The 19,260-nt window shown below is 69.9% G+C and carries 17 protein-coding genes; 8 read left to right on the top strand and 9 right to left on the bottom strand.

From position 1 onward, the window contains the following. Positions 1-52: 52 nt before the first annotated feature. From ACFWP5_RS17230 to ACFWP5_RS17245, 4 genes are all read left to right on the top strand, one after another. Positions 53-901, top strand: a complete 849-nt coding sequence (locus ACFWP5_RS17230) for an RNA polymerase sigma factor SigF (protein WP_384156384.1) — start codon at positions 53-55, stop codon at positions 899-901. A gap of 299 nt (positions 902-1,200) precedes the next feature. After that, complete coding sequence (locus ACFWP5_RS17235) at positions 1,201-2,091, top strand: RNA polymerase sigma factor SigF (RefSeq protein ID WP_384156387.1); 891 nt, start codon at positions 1,201-1,203, stop codon at positions 2,089-2,091. Positions 2,092-2,147: 56 nt separating this feature from the next. Then, entirely contained in the window at positions 2,148-2,822 is a 675-nt protein-coding gene (locus tag ACFWP5_RS17240; RefSeq protein WP_384156389.1) for a hypothetical protein, read from the top strand. Between the two features lie 33 nt (positions 2,823-2,855). After that, complete coding sequence (locus ACFWP5_RS17245) at positions 2,856-3,299, top strand: GNAT family N-acetyltransferase (protein WP_384156392.1); 444 nt, start codon at positions 2,856-2,858, stop codon at positions 3,297-3,299. A gap of 60 nt (positions 3,300-3,359) precedes the next feature. On the opposite strand, the gene ACFWP5_RS17250 is transcribed toward ACFWP5_RS17245, so the two are convergent. Beyond that, entirely contained in the window at positions 3,360-3,563 is a 204-nt protein-coding gene (locus ACFWP5_RS17250) for a hypothetical protein (RefSeq protein WP_384156395.1), read from the bottom strand. Between the two features lie 190 nt (positions 3,564-3,753). On the opposite strand from ACFWP5_RS17250, the gene ACFWP5_RS17255 reads away from it, so the two are divergent. The 4 genes from ACFWP5_RS17255 to ACFWP5_RS17270 all read left to right on the top strand — a co-directional run bounded on the left by ACFWP5_RS17255 (position 3,754) and on the right by ACFWP5_RS17270 (position 8,300). Beyond that, positions 3,754-4,272 carry a MarR family winged helix-turn-helix transcriptional regulator gene (locus ACFWP5_RS17255; protein ID WP_384156467.1) on the top strand — a complete coding sequence of 173 codons (519 nt, stop codon included), beginning with the start codon at positions 3,754-3,756 and terminating at the stop codon, positions 4,270-4,272. 21 nt (positions 4,273-4,293) lie between these two features. Further along, positions 4,294-6,843 carry an MFS transporter gene (locus ACFWP5_RS17260; RefSeq protein WP_384156398.1) on the top strand — a complete coding sequence of 850 codons (2,550 nt, stop codon included), beginning with the start codon at positions 4,294-4,296 and terminating at the stop codon, positions 6,841-6,843. Positions 6,844-6,956: 113 nt separating this feature from the next. Further along, a complete protein-coding gene (locus tag ACFWP5_RS17265) occupies positions 6,957-7,781 on the top strand; it encodes a YceI family protein (RefSeq protein ID WP_384156401.1) in 825 nt (274 codons plus the stop codon). 48 nt (positions 7,782-7,829) lie between these two features. Then, positions 7,830-8,300 (top strand): PPOX class F420-dependent oxidoreductase, encoded by a 471-nt coding sequence (locus tag ACFWP5_RS17270; protein ID WP_384156404.1) that lies wholly within the window; start codon positions 7,830-7,832, stop codon positions 8,298-8,300. 15 nt (positions 8,301-8,315) lie between these two features. On the opposite strand, the gene ACFWP5_RS17275 is transcribed toward ACFWP5_RS17270, so the two are convergent. The 8 genes from ACFWP5_RS17275 to ACFWP5_RS17310 all read right to left on the bottom strand — a co-directional run bounded on the left by ACFWP5_RS17275 (position 8,316) and on the right by ACFWP5_RS17310 (position 19,067). After that, entirely contained in the window at positions 8,316-9,086 is a 771-nt protein-coding gene (locus tag ACFWP5_RS17275; protein WP_384156407.1) for a TetR/AcrR family transcriptional regulator, read from the bottom strand. Between the two features lie 116 nt (positions 9,087-9,202). Further along, the gene (locus tag ACFWP5_RS17280; RefSeq protein ID WP_384156409.1) at positions 9,203-10,696 is read right to left on the bottom strand and encodes an MFS transporter; all 1,494 of its coding nucleotides are present in this window, start codon (positions 10,694-10,696) and stop codon (positions 9,203-9,205) included. A gap of 110 nt (positions 10,697-10,806) precedes the next feature. After that, positions 10,807-13,032, bottom strand: a complete 2,226-nt coding sequence (locus tag ACFWP5_RS17285; protein ID WP_384156412.1) for a glycosyltransferase family 39 protein — start codon at positions 13,030-13,032, stop codon at positions 10,807-10,809. Beyond that, positions 13,029-14,537 (bottom strand): glycosyltransferase, encoded by a 1,509-nt coding sequence (locus ACFWP5_RS17290; RefSeq protein WP_384156414.1) that lies wholly within the window; start codon positions 14,535-14,537, stop codon positions 13,029-13,031. Before ACFWP5_RS17290 ends, ACFWP5_RS17285 begins: the two co-directional genes overlap by 4 nt. A gap of 13 nt (positions 14,538-14,550) precedes the next feature. Next, positions 14,551-16,260 carry a sensor histidine kinase gene (locus ACFWP5_RS17295; RefSeq protein WP_384156417.1) on the bottom strand — a complete coding sequence of 570 codons (1,710 nt, stop codon included), beginning with the start codon at positions 16,258-16,260 and terminating at the stop codon, positions 14,551-14,553. Beyond that, positions 16,257-16,997 (bottom strand): response regulator transcription factor, encoded by a 741-nt coding sequence (locus tag ACFWP5_RS17300; protein ID WP_384156420.1) that lies wholly within the window; start codon positions 16,995-16,997, stop codon positions 16,257-16,259. The genes ACFWP5_RS17295 and ACFWP5_RS17300 overlap by 4 nt, the downstream gene beginning before the upstream one ends. Positions 16,998-17,217: 220 nt before the next feature. Further along, complete coding sequence (locus ACFWP5_RS17305) at positions 17,218-18,099, bottom strand: amidohydrolase family protein (protein WP_384156423.1); 882 nt, start codon at positions 18,097-18,099, stop codon at positions 17,218-17,220. Between the two features lie 59 nt (positions 18,100-18,158). Next, positions 18,159-19,067 (bottom strand): DUF2797 domain-containing protein, encoded by a 909-nt coding sequence (locus ACFWP5_RS17310; RefSeq protein WP_384156425.1) that lies wholly within the window; start codon positions 19,065-19,067, stop codon positions 18,159-18,161. Positions 19,068-19,260: the final 193 nt, after the last annotated feature.

Below are 19,260 nucleotides of genomic sequence, written 5' to 3' on the forward strand. Positions count from 1 at the left end.
TCTTGTGATGCTATGACCGCTTTTGACGGATGAGTTGACCTATTGAAGAGGTGTGGCGTTGACCGTGTCGGCCAGTACAGCGCCGCCCCAGGACGAGGCGCCCGCCCAGACCCCGCCGGCAGCCGCTCCGCCGCGCAGCCGCGGCGCCGACACCCGGGCCCTCACCCAGGTGCTCTTCGGCCAGCTCAAGGGGCTCCAGCCGGGTACGCCGGAGCACAACCGGGTGCGCGGAGCGCTCATCGAGGCGAATCTCCCGCTCGTGCGCTACGCCGCCGCCCGCTTCCGCTCCCGCAACGAGCCGATGGAGGACGTCGTCCAGGTCGGCACCATCGGTCTGATCAACGCCATCGACCGCTTCGACCCGGACCGGGGTGTGCAGTTCCCGACGTTCGCGATGCCGACCGTCATCGGCGAGATCAAGCGGTACTTCCGTGACAACGTTCGCACAGTCCATGTCCCGCGCCGGCTGCACGAGTTGTGGGTGCAGGTCAACGCGGCGACCGAGGACCTGACGACCGCCTTCGGACGCACCCCCACGACCGCCGAGATCGCCGAGCGGCTGCGCATCGGCGAGGACGAGGTGCTGTCCTGCATCGAGGCCGGACGGTCGTACCACGCGACCTCCCTGGAGGCCGCCCAGGAGGGCGACGGACTGCCCGGCCTCCTCGACCGGCTCGGCTACGAGGACCCGGCCCTGGATGGCGTCGAACACCGCGATCTGGTCCGGCATCTCCTCGTCCAACTCCCCGAGCGGGAACAGCGGATCCTCCTGCTGCGCTACTACAGCAACCTCACCCAGTCGCAGATCAGCGCGGAACTCGGCGTCTCCCAGATGCACGTCTCGCGACTCCTCGCGCGCAGCTTCCAGCGGCTGCGTTCCGCGAACCGCATCGAGGCGTAGAAGCCGTAGGCGAAGCCGTATCGGGGCATAACCGAAAGCCCGAGCGAGCTGTCACCGGTACGAACGAATCGCTCACGCGGCCCTTTCCCGACGGTTCTGCGCTGAAAAGCCGTCAGACCCCCTGTTTCCAGGGCTGTTTCGTCACTGACATGTCGACATGTCACTACAGCGTGTTGCCGACATGTGACATTCTGCGGGAAGCGCGTTTGCCGTGGCTCCGGCTCCGGTATTCAGGTGAAGGCACCGCTCCCCAGACGGGGGCGATCGCCGCGACCGTCCCGCGACCCAAAGGGGGTGGCATGTCCGCAGACCAGGGCAGCTCGAAGGTGCTCACGCTCACCAAGAGCGAAGCCGAGCCCGCACTCGACGCCGTTACGGTCCTTGAGGCCGTACCCGCCGTACCGGCCCCGGCCCTCCCGACCACGGGAGCCATCGACACCCGCACCCTGTCCCGCTCCCTCTTCCTGCGGCTCGCCGCACTCGACGAGAACAGCCCCGAGCGTGGTTACGTCAGGGACACCCTCATCGAGCTCAATCTCCCGCTGGTCCGGTACGCCTCCGCGCGTTTCCGCTCCCGCAACGAGCCGATGGAGGACATCGTCCAGGTCGGCACGATCGGCCTGATCAAGGCGATCGACCGCTTCGACTGCGAACGCGGGGTGGAGTTCCCGACGTTCGCGATGCCGACCGTCGTGGGCGAGATCAAGCGCTTCTTCCGCGACACGTCGTGGTCGGTGCGCGTCCCGCGTCGCCTGCAGGAGCTGCGGCTGGCCCTGACGAAGGCCAGCGACGAGCTCTCCCAGAAGCTGGACCGGTCGCCGACCGTCCCCGAACTCGCCGTGGTCCTGGGCGTGTCCGAGGAGGACGTCGTCGACGGCCTCGCGGTCGGCAACGCCTACACGGCCTCCTCGCTCGACTCCCCGGCCCCCGAGGACGACGGCGGCGAGGGCTCCCTCGCGGACCGCCTCGGCTACGAGGACACGGCCCTGGAGGGCGTGGAGTACCGCGAGTCGCTCAAGCCGCTGCTCGCCAAACTCCCGCCCCGCGAGCGCCGGATCATCATGTTGCGCTTCTTCGCCAACATGACCCAGTCGCAGATCGGCGAGGAGGTCGGCATCTCCCAGATGCACGTCTCCCGGCTGCTGACCCGCACCCTCTCGACGCTCCGCGAGGGCCTGATCTCGGACTGACCCCCAACAGGGTCGCGAGGGTTCCTATTTGACGGAGTGTCAGCCACCATGGCGCGATGCTCCGAGCGACCCGGACACGTGGCCGCCGGTGCGCCCTCCCGGGTGCGTCGGCGGCCGTCGCCTGCCTCACCGGCCTCCTGACCGCCTGCGGAGGCGGCAGTGGCGGCGACGGCTACGTGGCGGTCGGGCCGCCCCGCCCATCGACTACGGCGGTACGCCCGACCGGAAGCGTCACCCTGGTGCCGCTCGACGCCCCGAAGTCACCTGCCGCGAGCGGGACTTCGGAAACCGCGAGCACCCCAGAACCGGCGTCCGGCACGCCCACCCCGGTGGCCTCTCCACCCACGGGCGCCAAGTCCGGCCCTAGCAGCACCACTTCACCGTCACCGACCCCAACTACCGGTCCTACGACGGCTCCCGGCACCCCCGCCGCCCTCAGCTGGGGCGACCCCGTGCGCAAGGCCACGGATCAGCGCTGGTGCGAGGACGTGACCCTGAGTTTCCGCAACTCCGGCGGTACGGCGGTGCGTTCGGGCACGGTGACCCTCGGGACGCACATCATCGGCGCCCTCGGGATCGACTGGGCGACGATCGACTCCACCGAAAAACTCCCCGCGCCGATCGCTGCCGACGCGCGCAAGGACAAGACCTGGACGGTGTGCGTCGACGCGTGGCGCGTGCCGTTGGGGATGCACATCGAGACGCGGGACGTGTCCGTGGAGTGGAAGTAGGGCGCGCCGGGGGCGGTCGGTAGGCTCCGCGGCATGGACGTTCAGGTGGAGGTCGTGCGCGCGGCGACCCAGGAACTGGTGGACGCGTTCGGCCTGTTGCTGCCGCAGCTGTCCTCGACGGCCAAGCCGCTGGACCGGGCGGCGGTCGAGCGGCTGGTCTCGTGCGCCACGAACACCGTGCTGGTCGCGCGGGTTGAGGGCGCGGTCGTCGGCACCCTGACGCTGGTGATGTCCCCCGTGCCGTCCGGGCTGCGCGGGCGCGTCGAGGACGTGGTCGTCGACAGCGCCGCCCGGGGGCGGGGGATCGCCGCGCTGCTGATCGACGAAGCGCTGCGGATCGCCCGGGAGGCCGGGGCGCGGACCGTCGATCTCACCTCGCGGCCGGACCGCGCCGCGGCGAACCGGCTGTACGAGCGGCTCGGCTTCCGGGTCCGGGAGTCGACGGTCTACCGGTTCCCTCTGGGGCCTGCCCGGTAGACCACCGCCCCGCCCGGATGAAGCGGTCGGTATCAAGCGGTCGGTGCTGAACGGTCAGTGCTACATGAAGGCCAGGTAGGCCACCGCCGCCACGACCAGCACGGCGACGACGACGCCGATGATCAGGCCGACGCGGGGTCCGGCCGACGCGGTGGGCGCGGCCTGCTGCCGGACGCCCTGTGGGGTCTCGTCGACGAAGGCACGGAACATCTGGGTGCTGCCGGCGGGGTCGTAGTTGCCCTCGGGGCCCTGGGTGTTTGCCATGGGCCGAGACACTAGCGAATCCCCGGGTGACACCCAAGTGCGGGGCCTCGGACATCCTTTCCCACCTGCGGGTTTACATGCAGCAATGCTTGCCTTTGCCAACTTTTTATGCCATGCCTGCCCGGTTTTATTTGCCTGTAGCAACCAATAGATCTTATGGTTGCCCTAAGCAACGAACATGGGAGGTGTGATGGCCGAGCAGGCGCAGTACGAGGAGCTGATCCGTCAGTTCAGTGCCTTCGGCGCCGTACGCAGGGAGTTGGGGCGGATCCTGCCGTCCGACTGCCCGAGCGGTTCCGTGGCCGTACTGACCCTGCTCGGCCGGCACGGCGACATGCGCATCAGCAGGCTCGCGGAGCTGCTCGCCGTCGACATGTCCGTGACCAGCCGCCACGTCGCGCACGTCGCCGACCGGGGCTGGATCGAACGCTCCCCCGACCCCGCGGACAAGCGCTCCCGCATCCTGCGCCTCACCCCCAGCGGCTGGGCCCAGGTGGACGAACTGTCCCGGCGGACCGCCCGGTTGCTCGCCGACCGGCTGAGCGACTGGAGCGACGAGGAGGTCGGGCAGCTGATCCGGCTGATGACCCGGCTCCGGGCGAGCTTCGACGACTGCCGCGCGGCGCCGCCACGGCCCACGACCACCGCCTTCGAAACCCCCCACACGCCCCACCACGAACTCGAACACACCACCCGTACACCCGCATAAGCACGGAAGAAAAGGAAGCCCATGGCAACGACCACACCAGCCGGTGTGCGGGCTCACGCCAAGCACGGAGGGGCATCCCCCGCTGCCCCCGACGGCGCTCCGATGACGCACCGGCAGATCATGGAGGCGCTCTCCGGGCTGCTGCTCGGAATGTTCGTCGCGATCCTGTCGTCGACGATCGTCACCAACGCACTCCCCAAGATCATCGGCGACCTGGGCGGCGGCCAGTCCGCCTACACCTGGGTCGTCACGGCCTCGCTGCTGGCCATGACCGCGACCACGCCTCTGTGGGGCAAGCTCTCCGACCTGTACAGCAAGAAGGCGCTCGTACAGATAGCCCTCGTCATCTACGTGCTGGGATCGGCCGCCGCCGGTCTGTCCCAGAACCCGGGCATGCTCATCGCCTGCCGTGTCGTCCAGGGCGTCGGCGTCGGCGGTCTGTCCGCCCTCGCGCAGATCGTGATGGCCGCGATGATCTCCCCGCGTGAGCGCGGGCGCTACTCCGGCTACCTCGGCGCGACCTTCGCCGTCGCCACCGTCGGCGGCCCGCTGCTCGGCGGCGTCATCACCGACACCTCGTGGCTCGGCTGGCGCTGGTGCTTCTACGTCGGTGTGCCGTTCGCGATCATCGCGCTGATCGTGCTGCAGAAGACCCTGCACCTGCCCGTCGTCAAGCGCGAGGTCAAGGTCGACTGGGGCGGCGCGTTCTTCATCTCCGCCGCCGTCTCCCTGCTGCTGGTCTGGATCACCTTCGCCGGTGACAAGTACGACTGGATCTCGTGGCAGACGTACGCGATGGTCGGCGGCTCGGTCGTGCTCGGCCTGCTGTTCATCCTCGTGGAGACCAAGGCGAGCGAACCGATCATCCCGCTGCGGCTGTTCCGCAACCGCACCATCACGCTGTCCTCGCTCGCCTCGCTGTTCGTGGGCGTCGCGATGTTCACCGGCACCGTCTTCTTCAGCCAGTACTTCCAGCTGGCCCGGGACAAGTCCCCGACCATGTCCGGGGTCATGACGATCCCGATGATCAGCGGGCTCTTCATCTCCTCGACCGTCTCCGGCCAGTTCATCACCCGGACGGGCAAGTGGAAGATCTGGCTGGTCAGCGGCGGTGTGCTGCTGACGGCGGGGCTGGGCCTGCTGGGCACCATCAGGTACGACACGGACTACTGGAAGATCGCCATCTTCATGGCTCTGCTGGGTCTCGGCATCGGCATGATGATGCAGAACCTGGTGCTGTCCACGCAGAACCAGGTGGCCCCGGCCGACCTCGGCTCGGCCAGCTCCACGGTCACGTTCTTCCGTTCCCTCGGCGGTGCGGTCGGCGTCTCCGCGCTGGGCGCCGTCATGGCCCACCGGATCACCGACTACGCCAAGGACGGCATCGCCGGCCTCGACCCCAAGTACGCCGCCCTGGCCTCCGGTTCGAGCTCCAGCGACTCCATCCCCGACATGAACAAGCTGCCCGCGCCGCTGCGCACGGTCATGGAGAGCGCGTACGGCCACGGCATCGCGGACGTCTTCCTGATCGCCTCGGGCCTGGCACTGCTCGCCTTCCTCGTCACGCTGTTCATCAAGGAGGTCCCGCTGCGGACCAAGGGCGCGCTGGCGCAGGCCGCCGACGACACCGCGGAGGCTCCGGCGACCGAGGTCCCCGCCGCCGCACAGGCTCCCGCACCGGTCGAGGAGCAGACCCCGAGCTGGGCCGTCGCCACCTCGGAGACAAGCACCGAGTCCGGTCCCGAAGGCACCCGGCAACTCGCCGCCGTAACCACGGTGGCCAGGGAGGAGACCGCCCCCGTGTCCAGTGGAACTCCCCTCCGCGGCTACGTCCGCGGCGCCGAGAGCGCGCCCGTCCCGCAGGCCGCCGTCACCCTGATCTCCCTCGGGGGACGCCAGTTGGGCCGCTCGGTCACGCAGGCGGACGGCTCCTACGCGCTGGACGCGCCGAGCGTGGGCTCGTACGTCCTGATCGCCTCCGCCGACGGCTTCCAGCCGCAGGCGTCCACGGTCGTCGTCAACGGCCACGAGCCGGTGTCCTACGACGTCCTGCTCAGCGGCACCAGCGGCCTGAACGGGCTCGTCCGGGCGGCGGAGACGGGCCTGCCCGTCAAGGACGCGATGGTCATCGTGACGGACGTGCGCGGCGACCTTCTCTCCACCGGAACCACCGGTGAGCAGGGCGAGTTCGCCTTCGCCGAGCTGGTGCCGGGTGCCGTGACCGTCGCGGTGAACGCCGCCGGGTACCGGCCGCGCGCGCTGCCCGTCGAGGTCGGCGGCACCGGCGTCACCCGGGTCGAGATAGACCTCGACTCCGGCGCCCAGGTCCAGGGCGTCGTCCGCGCCCCGCACGGCCCCCTCCCCGACGCCCGCGTCACCCTCGTGGACGCGGCGGGCAACGTGGTCGGCACCGCCACCACCGGTTCGGACGGGGCGTACGCCTTCACCGACCTGAGCGGCGGCGAGTACACGGTGATCGCGACGGGCTACCCGCCGGTCGCGACCGCCCTCACGGTGAACGGCCGCGGAGCCGACGGCCACGACATCGAACTCGCCCACCCCGGTGAGTAGTTGACGTAGTTCAGCACCTCGGCCCGTGGAGCGCTTTCCGAACGAGGGCGCTCCACGGGCCGGTTGCATGTGTACGGCTTGAACGGCTTTGTAAGGCAAGGAGTTTGAGGGACATGGGACTGACGGCGAAGATCCGTACCCGCGACGGATGGGCCGTGTCGCACGCGGTCGTCACGGTGACCGACATGACCGGGGCGCAGGTGCTGCGGGCCGAGGCGGACGCGGAGGGGGCCGTACGGGATCCGAATCCGATGGCCCCCGGGCCGTACACAGTGATCGTGACGGCCGTCGGGTACGCGCCCGCCGCCGCCACCGCGATCGTCACCGCGAGCGGCCGGGCCGAGGTCGGCACGGTGACGCTGGCCCGGCAGGGCGGCACCGAACTGCCGCCGCCCGGACCCTGGACGGTCGATCCGGCGCACTCCACGGTCGGCGCGGTCGCCCAGCACCTGGGCATCTCCAGCGTGCGCGGCCGGTTCACCGACTTCACCGCGTCGGTCGAGATCGCGCCCGACGACATCGCCAAGTCCCGGGTGGAGGCGGTCATCCGGGCCGCGTCCATCGACACCGGCAACGGCATGCGCGACGAGCACCTGCGCTCCGCGGACTTCCTGGACGTGGCCCGCTACCCGGAGATCACCTACCGCTCCACCGCCCTCACCCCGGCCGGTTCCGACCGCTGGACGGTCCACGGCGAGCTGACCCTCCACGGGGTCGTACGGCCCGTCGACCTGGACCTCGCCTACCTCGGCACCGGAGCGGACCCCTGGGGCGGCACGCGCGCCGCGTTCCGGGCCACCACGGAACTGCACCGCGAGGACTTCGCGATGAACTACAACCAGGTCGTCCAGGCGGGCATCGCCGCGATCGGTACGACGCTCAGGGTCGAGCTGGACATCCAGGCGGTACAGGGCGACGCGCTGCCGCAGGGTGCGTAGGAACGACACGGCCACCCTGGGCGGGGGCGGGGCGCCTAGGCTGGCCGTATGGCTTCGAACATCGCGAGCAACACCTCTGTGTCCCTGGACGAGCTGCTGGACTTCGTACGCCCCCGGCACCGGGCCATCCTGCTGACCCGCCGGACGGACGGCAGCCCGCAGGGTTCGCCGCTGACCTGCGGGGTCGACGACTCGGGGCGGATCGTGGTCTCCACGTACCCCGAGCGCGCCAAGACCCGCAACGCCAAGCGGGATCCGCGGGTCAGCCTGATCGTCCTGAGCGACGAGTGGAACGGCCCGTGGGTCCAGATCGACGGCACCGCCGAGGTCATCGACTCCCCGGACTCCGTGGAACCCCTCGTCGAGTACTTCCGGAACATCTCCGGCGAGCACCCGGACTGGGACGAGTACCGGGCGGCGATGGTGAAGCAGGGGAAGTCGATCGTGCGGGTGACGCCGGAGCGGTGGGGTCCGGTGGCCACGGGAGGCTTCCCGGCGCGGATGGCCACCGACGACTAGAACCCACAGGGGAGTTCAGCCCCGCTTCACCATCGCCTCGATGCCCGCCACCAGCAGGTCCAGGGCGAAGGTGAAGTCGCGGTCCATCATCTCCGCGACCGTGTCGCCGCCCCGGGCCGCCATGAGTTGCTTGGACTCCTCCACGACCTCGGCGGTCGTCGGGGCCCCGTCCAGCGTCGTCATGGCGTGCCGGAAGTAGTCGTCGGGGGTCATGCCGGTGTCGGCGACCCGGGCGAAGAAGTGGCCCTCGATCGTGCCGTAGCCGTACACGAACTGGAAGACGGCCGAGATCGCCCCCGTCAGCCCGTGGTCCGGCAGCCCCGTGCGCCGGATCACGCGCTGGACGACACGGGAGAACGCGAGCGAGTTCGGCCCGATGTTGAGGAAGGTACCGGCGAGCGGCGACAGCCAGGGGTGCCGGACGAGCAGGGCCCGGTACTCCGTTGCCAGCGCGCGGAGTTGGTCCCGCCACTCCTCGCCCTCGGCCTCCGGATCGGGCAGCCGCAACTCGCCGAAAACGGCGTCCAGGGCGAGTTCGAGGAGGTCGTCCTTGGTGTCGACGTACCAGTAGACGGACATCGCGGTCACGTTCAGCTCCGCGGCCAGCCGCCGCATCGAGAACTTGGCCAGCCCTTCGGCGTCCAGCAGCCGTACGGTCACGTCGGTGATGCGGGTGCGGTCGAGGCCGGGTTGCCCTCCGCCGCCGCGCCCGCTCCGGCGCGTCTTCGTCTCAAGCCAGACACTGGTGCGCGCAGAACGCCCCGACGGCGGCGATGTCTTGGCCACAACACACCTTCCTCAACGTCAAATCCCGGCCGGCTGTACTCACCTAGGGGTGCGGGGCTGTGACATATGCGGCTACCGCCGCGTGAGCGCGACCAGCCACAACGCACCCGCAGACACTACTGAGCGACCACCACCCCCGAGTCTGCCCGCTCAGCCCTCCACAACAACGCCGCGGCAAGCAACCCCCCGGCCAAAACAGCGACCGCCCCCACCAACTGACTGACCTCCAGCCCGGCAGCGAAGGAATCGGTCACCTTCTGCCTCTCCTCCACCGAAGACGCCCCCGCCAAGCCGACCGGCAGGGACACCGCCGCGAACCGAGAACTCAACACCGCCCCCAACACGGCAACCCCCAACCCGTTCCCGAACTCCCCCAACGTGCCGTTGATCCCGGCCCCGACCCCCGCCTTCTCCGGAGGAATCGCACTCATGATCGCGTGAGCCATAGCCGGATTCGCCAACGCCGCCCCCGCCCCGATCAGCAACAACCCCACCAACGTCCCCGCATACCCGCCGGGCGCAAGCGACGCGATCGACACGAGCCCCGCCGACATCAACACCATCCCCAGCCCGATCGACACCGGCGCCCCAAGTCTCGTCGTCCACTTCGCCGCCAACCCCGAGAAGTTGAGCGCGACGATCGCCAGAGCAAGCGGCGCCGTACGGACACCGGCCTCCAACGGGCCGTAGCCGAGGACGAATTGGAGGTGCTGGGTGAGCAGGAACAGCGAGCCGGCCATGCCGAAGGTGATCAGGACCACGCCGGTGACCGCGCCCGTGAAGCGGCGGTCGCGGAAGAAGTACAGGTCGAGCATCGGGTACGGGATCCGGCTCTCCCAGTACGCGAAGGCGGCGAGGACCAGGACCGCCACCGCGCCGGTGAGCAGCACCCGGCCGGACGTCCAGCCGTGCGCGGGGCCGGAGATGATCGCGTAGACCAGCGCGGCCATGCCGACAGTGGAGAGCAGGGCGCCCAGGAGGTCGGGGCGGTCGCCGCGGGGGTTCTTCGACTCGGGGACGAGGGCCACCGCCGCGACCAGGGCGAGTGCCGCGACCGGGAGGTTGATCAGGAAGATCGCGCCCCACCAGAAGTGGTTCAGCATGAAGCCGCCGAGGAGCGGACCCGTCGCGAAGCCGAGCGCGTTGACCGCGGCCCAGATGCCGATCGCCCTCGGTTGTTCCTCGGCGGTGAAGATCTGCATCACGACGGCGAGGGTGGTCGTGATGAGCAGCGCCCCGCCGACCCCCATCCCGGCCCGCGCGGCGATCAACTGCCCGGTGGACTGGGCGAGTCCGGCGACCAGCGAGCCCACGCCGAACAGCACGAGACCCGCGATCAGCATCTTCTTACGGCCGTACCGGTCGGCCGCGCTGCCCGCGGTGAGCAGCAGCCCGGACTGCACCAGCGAGTACGCGTTGATCATCCACTGGATGTCCGCGGTGCTCGCGTCGAGTTCGCGGGTGAGCGAGGGGATCGCGACGTTCAGGACGGTGTTGTCGAGCAGCACGGTGAGCTGCGCGAGGCAGATGACTCCGAGGACGATCCAGCGCTGGGGGTGGCCCTGGAGGCCTTGGGGGCGGGTGCCTCGGGGGCCTGGGGAAGTCGACATGTTGTACACCGTAGAACAACTCCTATACGGCGTACAACGGAGATACGAGAGAGGCGGTGGCCTTGTCGCGGGCCACCGCCTCTGTTCAACCGCCGCTCAGCAGGGAACCGTCAGCTGCTCGTCTTCTGCGTCAGGTCGTAGAAGGTGGCCGAACCGACCGTCACCTTCTTGTAGTTCTTCTCGACCCACGAGGTGATCTGCGAGGAGCTGCCGGTGCTGCTGCTGCCGCCCATGGTGCTGCCCGAGATGAAGTAGTGGATCTTGCCGTCCGCCACGTACTTCTGGAACTGGGCCAGCGTCGGCGACGGGTCGGTGCCGTTGAAGCCGCCGATCGCCATCACCGGGTCGCCGGTGGCGAGTTGGTAGCTCGCGGCGTTCTGGGAGCCGATGGACGCGGCCACCCAGGTGTACTTGCTCGCGTCCGTCTGCAGCAGCTTCTTGGCCGCGGAGGTGACCGTCGCGCCGTTGAGCAGGCCGCCGACGCCCCCGCCACCCATGCCGCCGTCACCCGTCCGACCGCCGCCGAAGCCGCCGCCCTGGTTCTGGGTCGTACCGCCACCGCCGGGTGCGGTGCCCGTACCGCCGCCGGGCATCGTGCCCGTGCCGCCGCCCGGGAAGCCTCCGCCCTGGTTCTGCGTCGTACCGCCGCCACCGGGCGCGGTGCCCGTGCCGCCGGTGCGGTTGCCGCCGCCGAAGCCGCCTCGGCCGCCGCCGCCCATCATGCTCGCGCCGGCCGGACCGGCCGTCGGGATGGAGCCGGTGTGCGCGGAGTTGACCGTCGAGAGCGTGTACGCCGTAGGACCGGCGATACCCGCCACGATGCTCAAGCCGACTGCCGCGAGGGCGAGTTGGCGGCCGATCTTCGCGACGAAGATCAGGCCGAGCGCGCCGACCAGGGTGCCCAGGAGGACCAGCCACTTGAGCCAGGGCAGGTAGTCGGGGGTGCGGTTGAGGAGGACGTAGCCCCAGACGCCTGCCGCCACGACCGAGGCCGCGAGGGTGATCGACGCCCAGATCTCGCTGCGCTTCTCCCACAGGGAGCCGCCGCCGATACCGATGACGGCCGCCATGTAGGGGGCGATGGCGATCGTGTAGTACTGGTGGAAGATGCCCGCCATGTAGCTGAAGACGAGCAGTGTCGTCACCAGCGAGCCGCCCCACACCAGGAGCGAACTGCGCCTGACCGACGTGCGGCCCAGCTTGCGCGTGGCCACCAGGCCCGCGACGAGGAGGATCAGCGCGGTGGGCAGCAGCCAGGAGATCTGGCTGCCGATCTCGGAGTTGAACATGCGGTTCCAGCCGGTGGCACCCCACATGCCCGTCCCGGTGCCACCGCCTCCGCCGCCGACGCTGCCGGTCTCGTCGCCGCTGAGCCGGCCGAAGCCGTTGTAGCCGAAGGTCAGTCCGAGGAAGCTGTTGTCCTGCGAGCCGCCGATGTACGGGCGGGAGGACGCCGGCCACAGTTCGACGATCGCGACCCACCAGCCGGCCGCGGCGACCAACGCGCCCGTGGCCAGGCCCAGTTGGGCGAACCTCTTCTTCACGCTCACCGGCGCGCACACCGCATAGACGATGGCCAGCGGCGGCAGGACCAGGAAGGCCTGCAGGGTCTTCGCCAGGAACGCGAAGCCGATCGCGACACCGGCCCACACCAGCCACTTCGTACGGCCGTCCTCCAGGGCCCGGACGACGAGGTAGCAGGCGACCGCCATCAGCAACGCCAGTGCGGCGTCAGGGTTGTTGAACCGGAACATCAGCGCGGCGACCGGGGTGAGCGCCAGCACGGCGCCCGCGATCAGACCGGACTCGGGGCTGTAGCGGCGGCGTACCGCCGCGTACACGACCGCGACCGTGCCGACGCCCATGAGGGCCTCGGGGACCAGGATCGCCCACGAGTTCAGGCCGAAGATCCGGACCGAGATCTCCATCGGCCACATGAAGGCCGAGGGCTTGTCGACGGTGATCGCGTTGCTCGCGTCGAGCGAGCCGAACAGGAACGCCTTCCAGCTCTTGCTGCCGGCCTGGACGGCCGCCGAGTAGAAGGAGTTGGAGTAGCCGGACGCGCTCAGGTTGTAGAGGTAGAGCAGCGCCGTCGCCAGCAGCATGCCCCAGAACGCGGGGCGCACCCAGCGCGGGTCCTCGGGCCGGCCGCGCCACAGGCGGCGCCCGAGCGGCTGCTTCGGCTCACCGGCCCCGGGAGCCGGCGTGTGCGAGTCCACGACGACCGGCTCAGCCACGGCCGTGTCTCTGCCCGTGTCGCTGTCACCGGTAGGCGGCCCCCAGGACGAGGGGCTGTCTCCTCCCGGATAGGTCGTCTGATCGGTGTCGGTGCTCATCGGGGGTCCCTCGGATCGGTGTCGTGGGGACGCACCGGCTGCAACCGCATCGTCGCGTCCCTCCAGGTGCCGTCCGCGGCTTCACCGGCGCGGAACTGGGTGGTGGTGTTCGTGGTGGTGTCGTACGTCCCCTGCTGGGGCTGGCGCTGGGGCAGCTGGGTGTACGAACCGGGGTGCTGCGGGTTCTGCGGGTGGTGCGACGCCGTCGCATAGGTGGGCGAGGAAGGGGTGTTGAGGGCTACGACCGCCGGTTCCTGGTCGTTGTCGTCGCGGTCCGGGAACACCCAGGCGCGGAAGAGCAGGAACCGCAGCACGGTCGCCGCGAGGTTGGCGGCCACCAGGACCGCCAGTTCGGTGGAGTGCGCCGGGTCGCTGCTGGCCGCGTTGAGCGCGGCGAGCGAACCACTGGTCAGCGCGAGGCCGATGGCGAAGACGACCAGGCCCTGTGCCTGGTGACGGACGGCGCCGCCCCGGCCGCGGACCCCGAAGGTCAGCCGGCGGTTCGCGGCGGTGTTGGCGACCGCCGAGACCAGCAGCGCGAGCGCGTTGGCGATCTGCGAGCCGCCGAACTGCCGGAAGAGGCTGTAGAGCACCAGGTAGAAGAGGGTGGACAGACCGCCGACCACGCAGAACCCGACGAGCTGGCGGGCCAGCCCCTTGGGCACATCCTGGATGTCGCGGTCGCGCGGGTCGTCGCCGAAGGGCCGGGTAACACGGTCGAGCGGCAGCGAACCGGAGGCCAGGGCCTTGCCCACCCGCCACACTCCCTTCAGGTCCTCGGTCGCGGTCTTCACGATGTGGACGGTCGAGTTCGGGTCGTCGACCCAGTCGACCGGCACCTCGTGGATACGGAGTCCGGCCCGCTCGGCGAGCACCAGCATCTCGGTGTCGAAGAACCAGCCGGTGTCCTCGACGAGCGGCAGCAGGGCCTGGGCCACATCACGCCGGATCGCCTTGAACCCGCACTGGGCGTCCGAGAAGCGGGCCTGCAGCGAGCCGCGCAGGATCAGGTTGTAGGTCCGGCTGATGAACTCGCGCTTGGCGCCACGCACGACACGCGACGAGCGGGCCAGCCGGGAACCGATCGCCAGGTCTGAGTGACCCGAGATCAGCGGCGCCACCAGGGGGAGCAGCGCGTTGAGGTCGGTGGAGAGGTCGACGTCCATGTAGGCGAGGATCGGGGCGTCCGAGGCGGACCAGACGGTGCGCAGTGCTCGACCGCGCCCCTTCTGCTCCAGCCGGAAGGATTTCACCTCGGGGATTTCCGACTCCAGCCGCGCGGCCACCTGAGGAGTGGTGTCGATCGACGCGTTGTCCGCGATGGTGATGCGGAACGCGTACGGGAACGTGCGCTTGAGGTGCTCGTGCAGTCTGAGCACACATGGCTGGAGGTCCTTCTCCTCGTTGTAGACGGGGATCACTACGTCCAGGACAGGCGTACCGGCGTCTCCGGCCGGGAGGTGCTCCCGCGCCGGCAGGGTGCCGGGAGAAGAGTCGGTTCGCATGCACCGACTCTCCTCAAGCGCCCTGTTGCACCCATGTGGTGGCACTGTGCTGTGCCTGTGAGTGCGATTGCCAATTCGTTTCGGGGGCAGGCGCGGGCACAGCGGGTGCAAGCGCGGGCAGATGCACGGTGAACACAGTGCGTCCGGGAACACTGTCCACGGTGACGGCACCACCGTGCGCGGTCGCGACCGCTTGCACGATGGCGAGACCCAGACCGGTCGATCCGGTGGAGCGGGAGCGCGCCGAGTCGCCGCGCGCGAACCGCTCGAAGACATGCGGCAGCAAATCCGCCGGGATGCCCTGGCCGTTGTCCTCGACGTCCACGCACATCCACGGCCCGCGCCGCTGGACGCGTGCGGTGATCGTCGTGCCCGGTGGGGTGTGCTTGCGGGCGTTGCCCAGCAGATTGATCAGCACCTGCTGGATGCGGGCCGCGTCCGCCGACACGAGGGCCGGTTCGTCGGGCAGGTCGAGCCGCCAGTTGTGGTCCATGCCGGCCGCGCGCGAGTCGCTGATGGTGTCCACGACGAGCGGGATGAGGTCGGTCTGGTCGAACTGAAGCGGTCTGCCCGCGTCGAGCCGGGCGAGGAGCAGCAGATCCTCGACGAGGAGGGTCATGCGGCCCGCTTCGGACTCGATCCGGCCGAGGGCGTGCTTGGTGTCCGGGCCGGTCTGTTCCCGGCCGCGCCGGGTCAGCTCCGCGTAACCGCGGATGGAGGCGAGCGGCGTCCGCAGCTCATGACTGGCGTCGGCCACGAACTGCCGTACCCGCATCTCGCTCTGCTGGCGGGCGTGCAGGGCGCCGTGCACATGGTCGAGCATCCGGTTCAGCGCGGCCCCGACCTGGCCGACCTCGGTGTGCGGGTCGGTCTCGGACTCGGGGACACGTTCGTTGAGGGTGACCTCGCCGGTGTGCAGGGGGAGTTCGGAGACCCGGGTGGCGGTGGAGGCCACGCGGCGGAGGGGGCGGGTGGCGATGCCGACCAGTACGTACCCGGCGATACCGGCGGCCACCAGGCCGGCGGCGGTGACGCTGAGTTCGACCAGGATGAGGGTGTTGACGGTGTTGTCGACGTCCGTGGTCGGCAGGGCGACGTAGAAGCCCTCGTTGGTCGTGTCGGGGGTCTTGGCGTACTTGACGAGGTAGTCACCGAGGCCGGGGATGGTCACGGTGTGTGTCTTGTTGTCCTTCGCCACCGAGGCGAGGGCCTGCTTCTGAGCCGTGTTGAGACCTACGGTGGCCATCCCGTTGCCCGCGCCGCTGCTGTCGGTCTTCTGCTTGTTGTAGGACGCGGTGGTGATCACGCCCTTCTTCACATAGGCGGCGACGGTCTTCTCCTGCGTCGGACCGATGAGGCCGGTGAGGAGCCTGTTGACCTTGCGGGCCGGCGTGACGGCCTTACCGGGATCGGAACCCGAGGAAGAAGAGGACGAGTTGGAGGATGGCTTGTCCGGGTTCCCCGGATCAACGCCCGGGGCACCGTTCTCGTTGCTGCCACCCGGGGCGTCCTGAGGACGGCCCACGGCACGGATGGCCGTGTCCGTCACCTTGCCCTCGAGCTGCTGGTACAGGTGCGACTGCAACGCGACAGTCGTCACGGTCCCGATCACCGCACACACCACCGCGATCAGCGTCACGGACGCGACGACGAGCCGTGTCCGCAGGGTGCGCGGCTTACCCGCTCGCTTCTTCTGCGCACGCGGCCGTCGTCGCCCGCTCATGACACCGCGGGCTTGATCAGGTAACCGGCCCCACGCCGGGTGTGGATCATCGGCTCACGACCGGCGTCGATCTTGCGGCGGAGGTACGAGATGTAGAGCTCGACCACATTGGCCTGCCCACCGAAGTCGTACGACCACACACGGTCGAGGATCTGCGCTTTGCTGAGTACACGCCGGGGATTACGCATGAGGAAGCGCAGCAGCTCAAACTCGGTCGCGGTGAGGTGGATGCCGTCCCCGGCCCGCGACACCTCGTGGCTGTCCTCGTCGAGGGTGAGGTCACCCACGACGAGCACGGAGTCCGAGCGGCGGTCGGCGGCACCGGAGCGGCGGATCAGTCCGCGCAGCCGGGCGACGACCTCTTCGAGGCTGAAGGGCTTGGTGACGTAGTCGTCGCCGCCGGCGGTGAGCCCGGCGATACGGTCCTCGACGGCGTCCTTCGCCGTCAGGAACAGCACCGGCACGTCCGGCAGCTCGCGCCGCATCCGCCCTAGAACGGTCAGGCCGTCCATGTCGGGCAGCATCATGTCGAGTACGACGGCGTCGGGCCGGAACTCGCGCGCGGTCTGGATCGCGCCGGTCCCGTCACCCGCACTACGGATCTGCCAGCCCTCATATCGCAGGGCCATGGACAGCAGCTCGGTGATCGACAGCTCGTCGTCCACCACAAGCACTCGGACGGGGCTCCCGTCCGGCCTCAGCAGTTCGGTGCGCCCCTGGGGCGAGGTCGTGGTCATAGTGGACACCTTGTCGGGGTCCCCTAAGAACACGCTTTCCGGAGTCTGTGATTTTCCTGAGAAACGCACAGGCGCCTCTCAGGCCACGCCTTGAAACCGCTTGCCCAGCTCTCATCCAGCGGTCACAGAGCCGTGCATCCTTCTCACAGTCGCCTCGGTCTCCCCTGTATCTGCACATTCCCCCCGCATCACCCGTACCGGCCGGGCTCTCAGTTCCCCCTCACAGTCCGAACAGCCGCGCCCCGTTGTCGTGGCAGACCGCGCGCAGCCAGTCGTCGCCGAGGTCCAGCCGCTCCAGGACGTGCAGTTGGTGCAGGTAGGGATACGGGATGTTCGGGAAGTCGCTGCCGAGCAGCACGCGGTCCCCGAGGGCGGCGAGCCGGGGGAGCGCAGCAGGTGGGAAGGGTGCGAGGCGTTCGCTGAAGTCCGTGAACGCCATCGTCGTGTCCAGCCGCACCTCCCCGTACCGCTCGGCCAGGTCCAGGAAGTCCTCGTACTCCGGCATCCCCATGTGCGCGACGACCAGCCGCAGCCGCGGATGCCGGGCCAGTACCCGCCCGATCGGCTCGGGCCCGGTGTGCTTGCCGGGCGCGGGCCCCGACCCGCAGTGGATCACCACCGGTGTGCCGGCCTCGGCGAGCAACCCCCAGGCGGGGTCGAGGAGTTCGTCGGCCGGGTCGTACGCCCCGACCTGCACATGCGCCTTGAACACCCGCGCCCCGGAGTCCAGCGCCGCCCGAACGTAGTCCCCGACTCCCGGCTCCGGGAAGAGAGTCGAGGTGTGCAGACAGTCGGGGGTGCGCGCGGCGAAGTCGACGGCCCAGCCGTTGAGCCACTGGGCCATCCCGGGCTTGTGCGGATAGAGCATGGCGGTGAAAGCGCGTACTCCGAACTCCCTTATCAGCGCGACCCGTTCGGCCTCCTCCTTCCGGTACGTGATCGGCCACTCCAGCACTCCACCGGTCGCCGGACCGAGCGCGTCGAAGTAACCCCAGACCTTGCGCAGCACCCGCTCGGGCATGAAGTGGGTGTGCACGTCGACGAGTCCGGGGAGCCCGAGCCGCCGCCAGAACCTCCGTACCTCGGCCGCCTCGGCATCCAAGTCCTGCCCCTTCCTGTCGAACCGGCCCTGCTCATCTCCATGGAAGGCAGGTGTCCCCGTCAGAACAACCCCTCCTGCACCCCCGGCGCCTCCCGCCCGAACTCCCTTACCGGCACCGTGAATCCACCCGTGTCACCCACGGAGGAACCGGCGGGGATCAGCTCCCACCCCGTCATCAGCCGGGTGTCGAGCACGACCACGCCCCGCCCGGTCACGAGGTGGAGGTCCGGTCCCGCCGCCGCGACCACATCCCCGCTCACCAGCCCGCCCGCGACCAGCCCGCTCACCTCGCCGACGGCGGCCGGCAGTCCCGCGAGGCCGAAGACATCGACGTGGTCCACGGGTCGGTACGGCTCGCGGTGGAGCGACTCCGGCCATTCGCGCAGCGCGAGGGCCCGTCCGTGCAGGTCGGCGATCTCGGCGGCCCGCTCCGCCGCCGACCCCGGCAACGCGGACCGCACGGCGCGCTTCTCGCCGTAGGGAATCCGGTCCGGCACCCGTAGGGCGGCGCGCAGTAGTTCCTCCGTGCGGCGGGCCGCCATCAGCGGGCCGAGGCCCAGCCAGCTGAAGCAGACGGCGCCCTGCTCAAGCAGCCGCGCGGAGCCGCGCTCTTCGGCGGTGATGCCGACCTTGAGCAGGCCGGGCCCGAACCAGGCCAGATACACGTGGTACGGCCGCGGGTCGTCCGCGATCGTGTCGGCGGCCACCGAGTGCGCCCGGTCCAGCCGCGCGCACTCCTCGCACCGCGCCCCCGTACTCCGCTCCGGCACGGCCGCCCGCACCGGGCAAGGGTTCCCCCGCGCCCCCACACATGTCCGCCCGCCCCCTTCCGCGACCTCGAAGGCCACCCGCTTCCCCCGGGGCAACGGGCTCCCGCGCCCGCCGTCCCACTTCAGCTCGGGTCCGCCCACCGCCCACCGCAGTCCCGAGCACTTCCATGCCTGCGATGTCTGTGATGTCTCTGCCATCGCTCACGAGATTAGACGGCGCCACTGACAACGGCGTCAGCCTGTGGATTCACCGGCCGGAGCGGACTCGCGGGGCACGACCGCGTACTCCTCGACCACCCCCCCCCCCCCCCCCACCCCCCCCCCCCCCCCCCCCCCCCACACCAAACCACAACACCCACCCCCCCACACCGCACCCCCCCCCCAAACCCAC

Origin of the sequence: Streptomyces sp. NPDC058469 (genome assembly GCF_042721125.1) — a bacterium.
GTDB lineage: Bacteria > Actinomycetota > Actinomycetes > Streptomycetales > Streptomycetaceae > Streptomyces.

Bases quoted from the DNA above. Each gene is read 5' to 3' on its own strand.
- ACFWP5_RS17235 (WP_384156387.1), top strand. From the start codon at position 1,201: ATGTCCGCAGACCAGGGCAGCTCGAAGGTGCTCACGCTCACCAAGAGC.
- ACFWP5_RS17240 (WP_384156389.1), top strand. From the start codon at position 2,148: ATGCTCCGAGCGACCCGGACACGTGGCCGCCGGTGCGCCCTCCCGGGT.
- ACFWP5_RS17245 (WP_384156392.1), top strand. From the start codon at position 2,856: ATGGACGTTCAGGTGGAGGTCGTGCGCGCGGCGACCCAGGAACTGGTG.
- ACFWP5_RS17250 (WP_384156395.1), bottom strand. From the start codon at position 3,563: ATGGCAAACACCCAGGGCCCCGAGGGCAACTACGACCCCGCCGGCAGC.
- ACFWP5_RS17255 (WP_384156467.1), top strand. From the start codon at position 3,754: ATGGCCGAGCAGGCGCAGTACGAGGAGCTGATCCGTCAGTTCAGTGCC.
- ACFWP5_RS17260 (WP_384156398.1), top strand. From the start codon at position 4,294: ATGGCAACGACCACACCAGCCGGTGTGCGGGCTCACGCCAAGCACGGA.
- ACFWP5_RS17265 (WP_384156401.1), top strand. From the start codon at position 6,957: ATGGGACTGACGGCGAAGATCCGTACCCGCGACGGATGGGCCGTGTCG.
- ACFWP5_RS17270 (WP_384156404.1), top strand. From the start codon at position 7,830: ATGGCTTCGAACATCGCGAGCAACACCTCTGTGTCCCTGGACGAGCTG.
- ACFWP5_RS17280 (WP_384156409.1), bottom strand. From the start codon at position 10,696: ATGTCGACTTCCCCAGGCCCCCGAGGCACCCGCCCCCAAGGCCTCCAG.
- ACFWP5_RS17285 (WP_384156412.1), bottom strand. From the start codon at position 13,032: ATGAGCACCGACACCGATCAGACGACCTATCCGGGAGGAGACAGCCCC.
- ACFWP5_RS17290 (WP_384156414.1), bottom strand. From the start codon at position 14,537: ATGCGAACCGACTCTTCTCCCGGCACCCTGCCGGCGCGGGAGCACCTC.
- ACFWP5_RS17295 (WP_384156417.1), bottom strand. From the start codon at position 16,260: ATGAGCGGGCGACGACGGCCGCGTGCGCAGAAGAAGCGAGCGGGTAAG.
- ACFWP5_RS17300 (WP_384156420.1), bottom strand. From the start codon at position 16,997: ATGACCACGACCTCGCCCCAGGGGCGCACCGAACTGCTGAGGCCGGAC.
- ACFWP5_RS17310 (WP_384156425.1), bottom strand. From the start codon at position 19,067: ATGGCAGAGACATCACAGACATCGCAGGCATGGAAGTGCTCGGGACTG.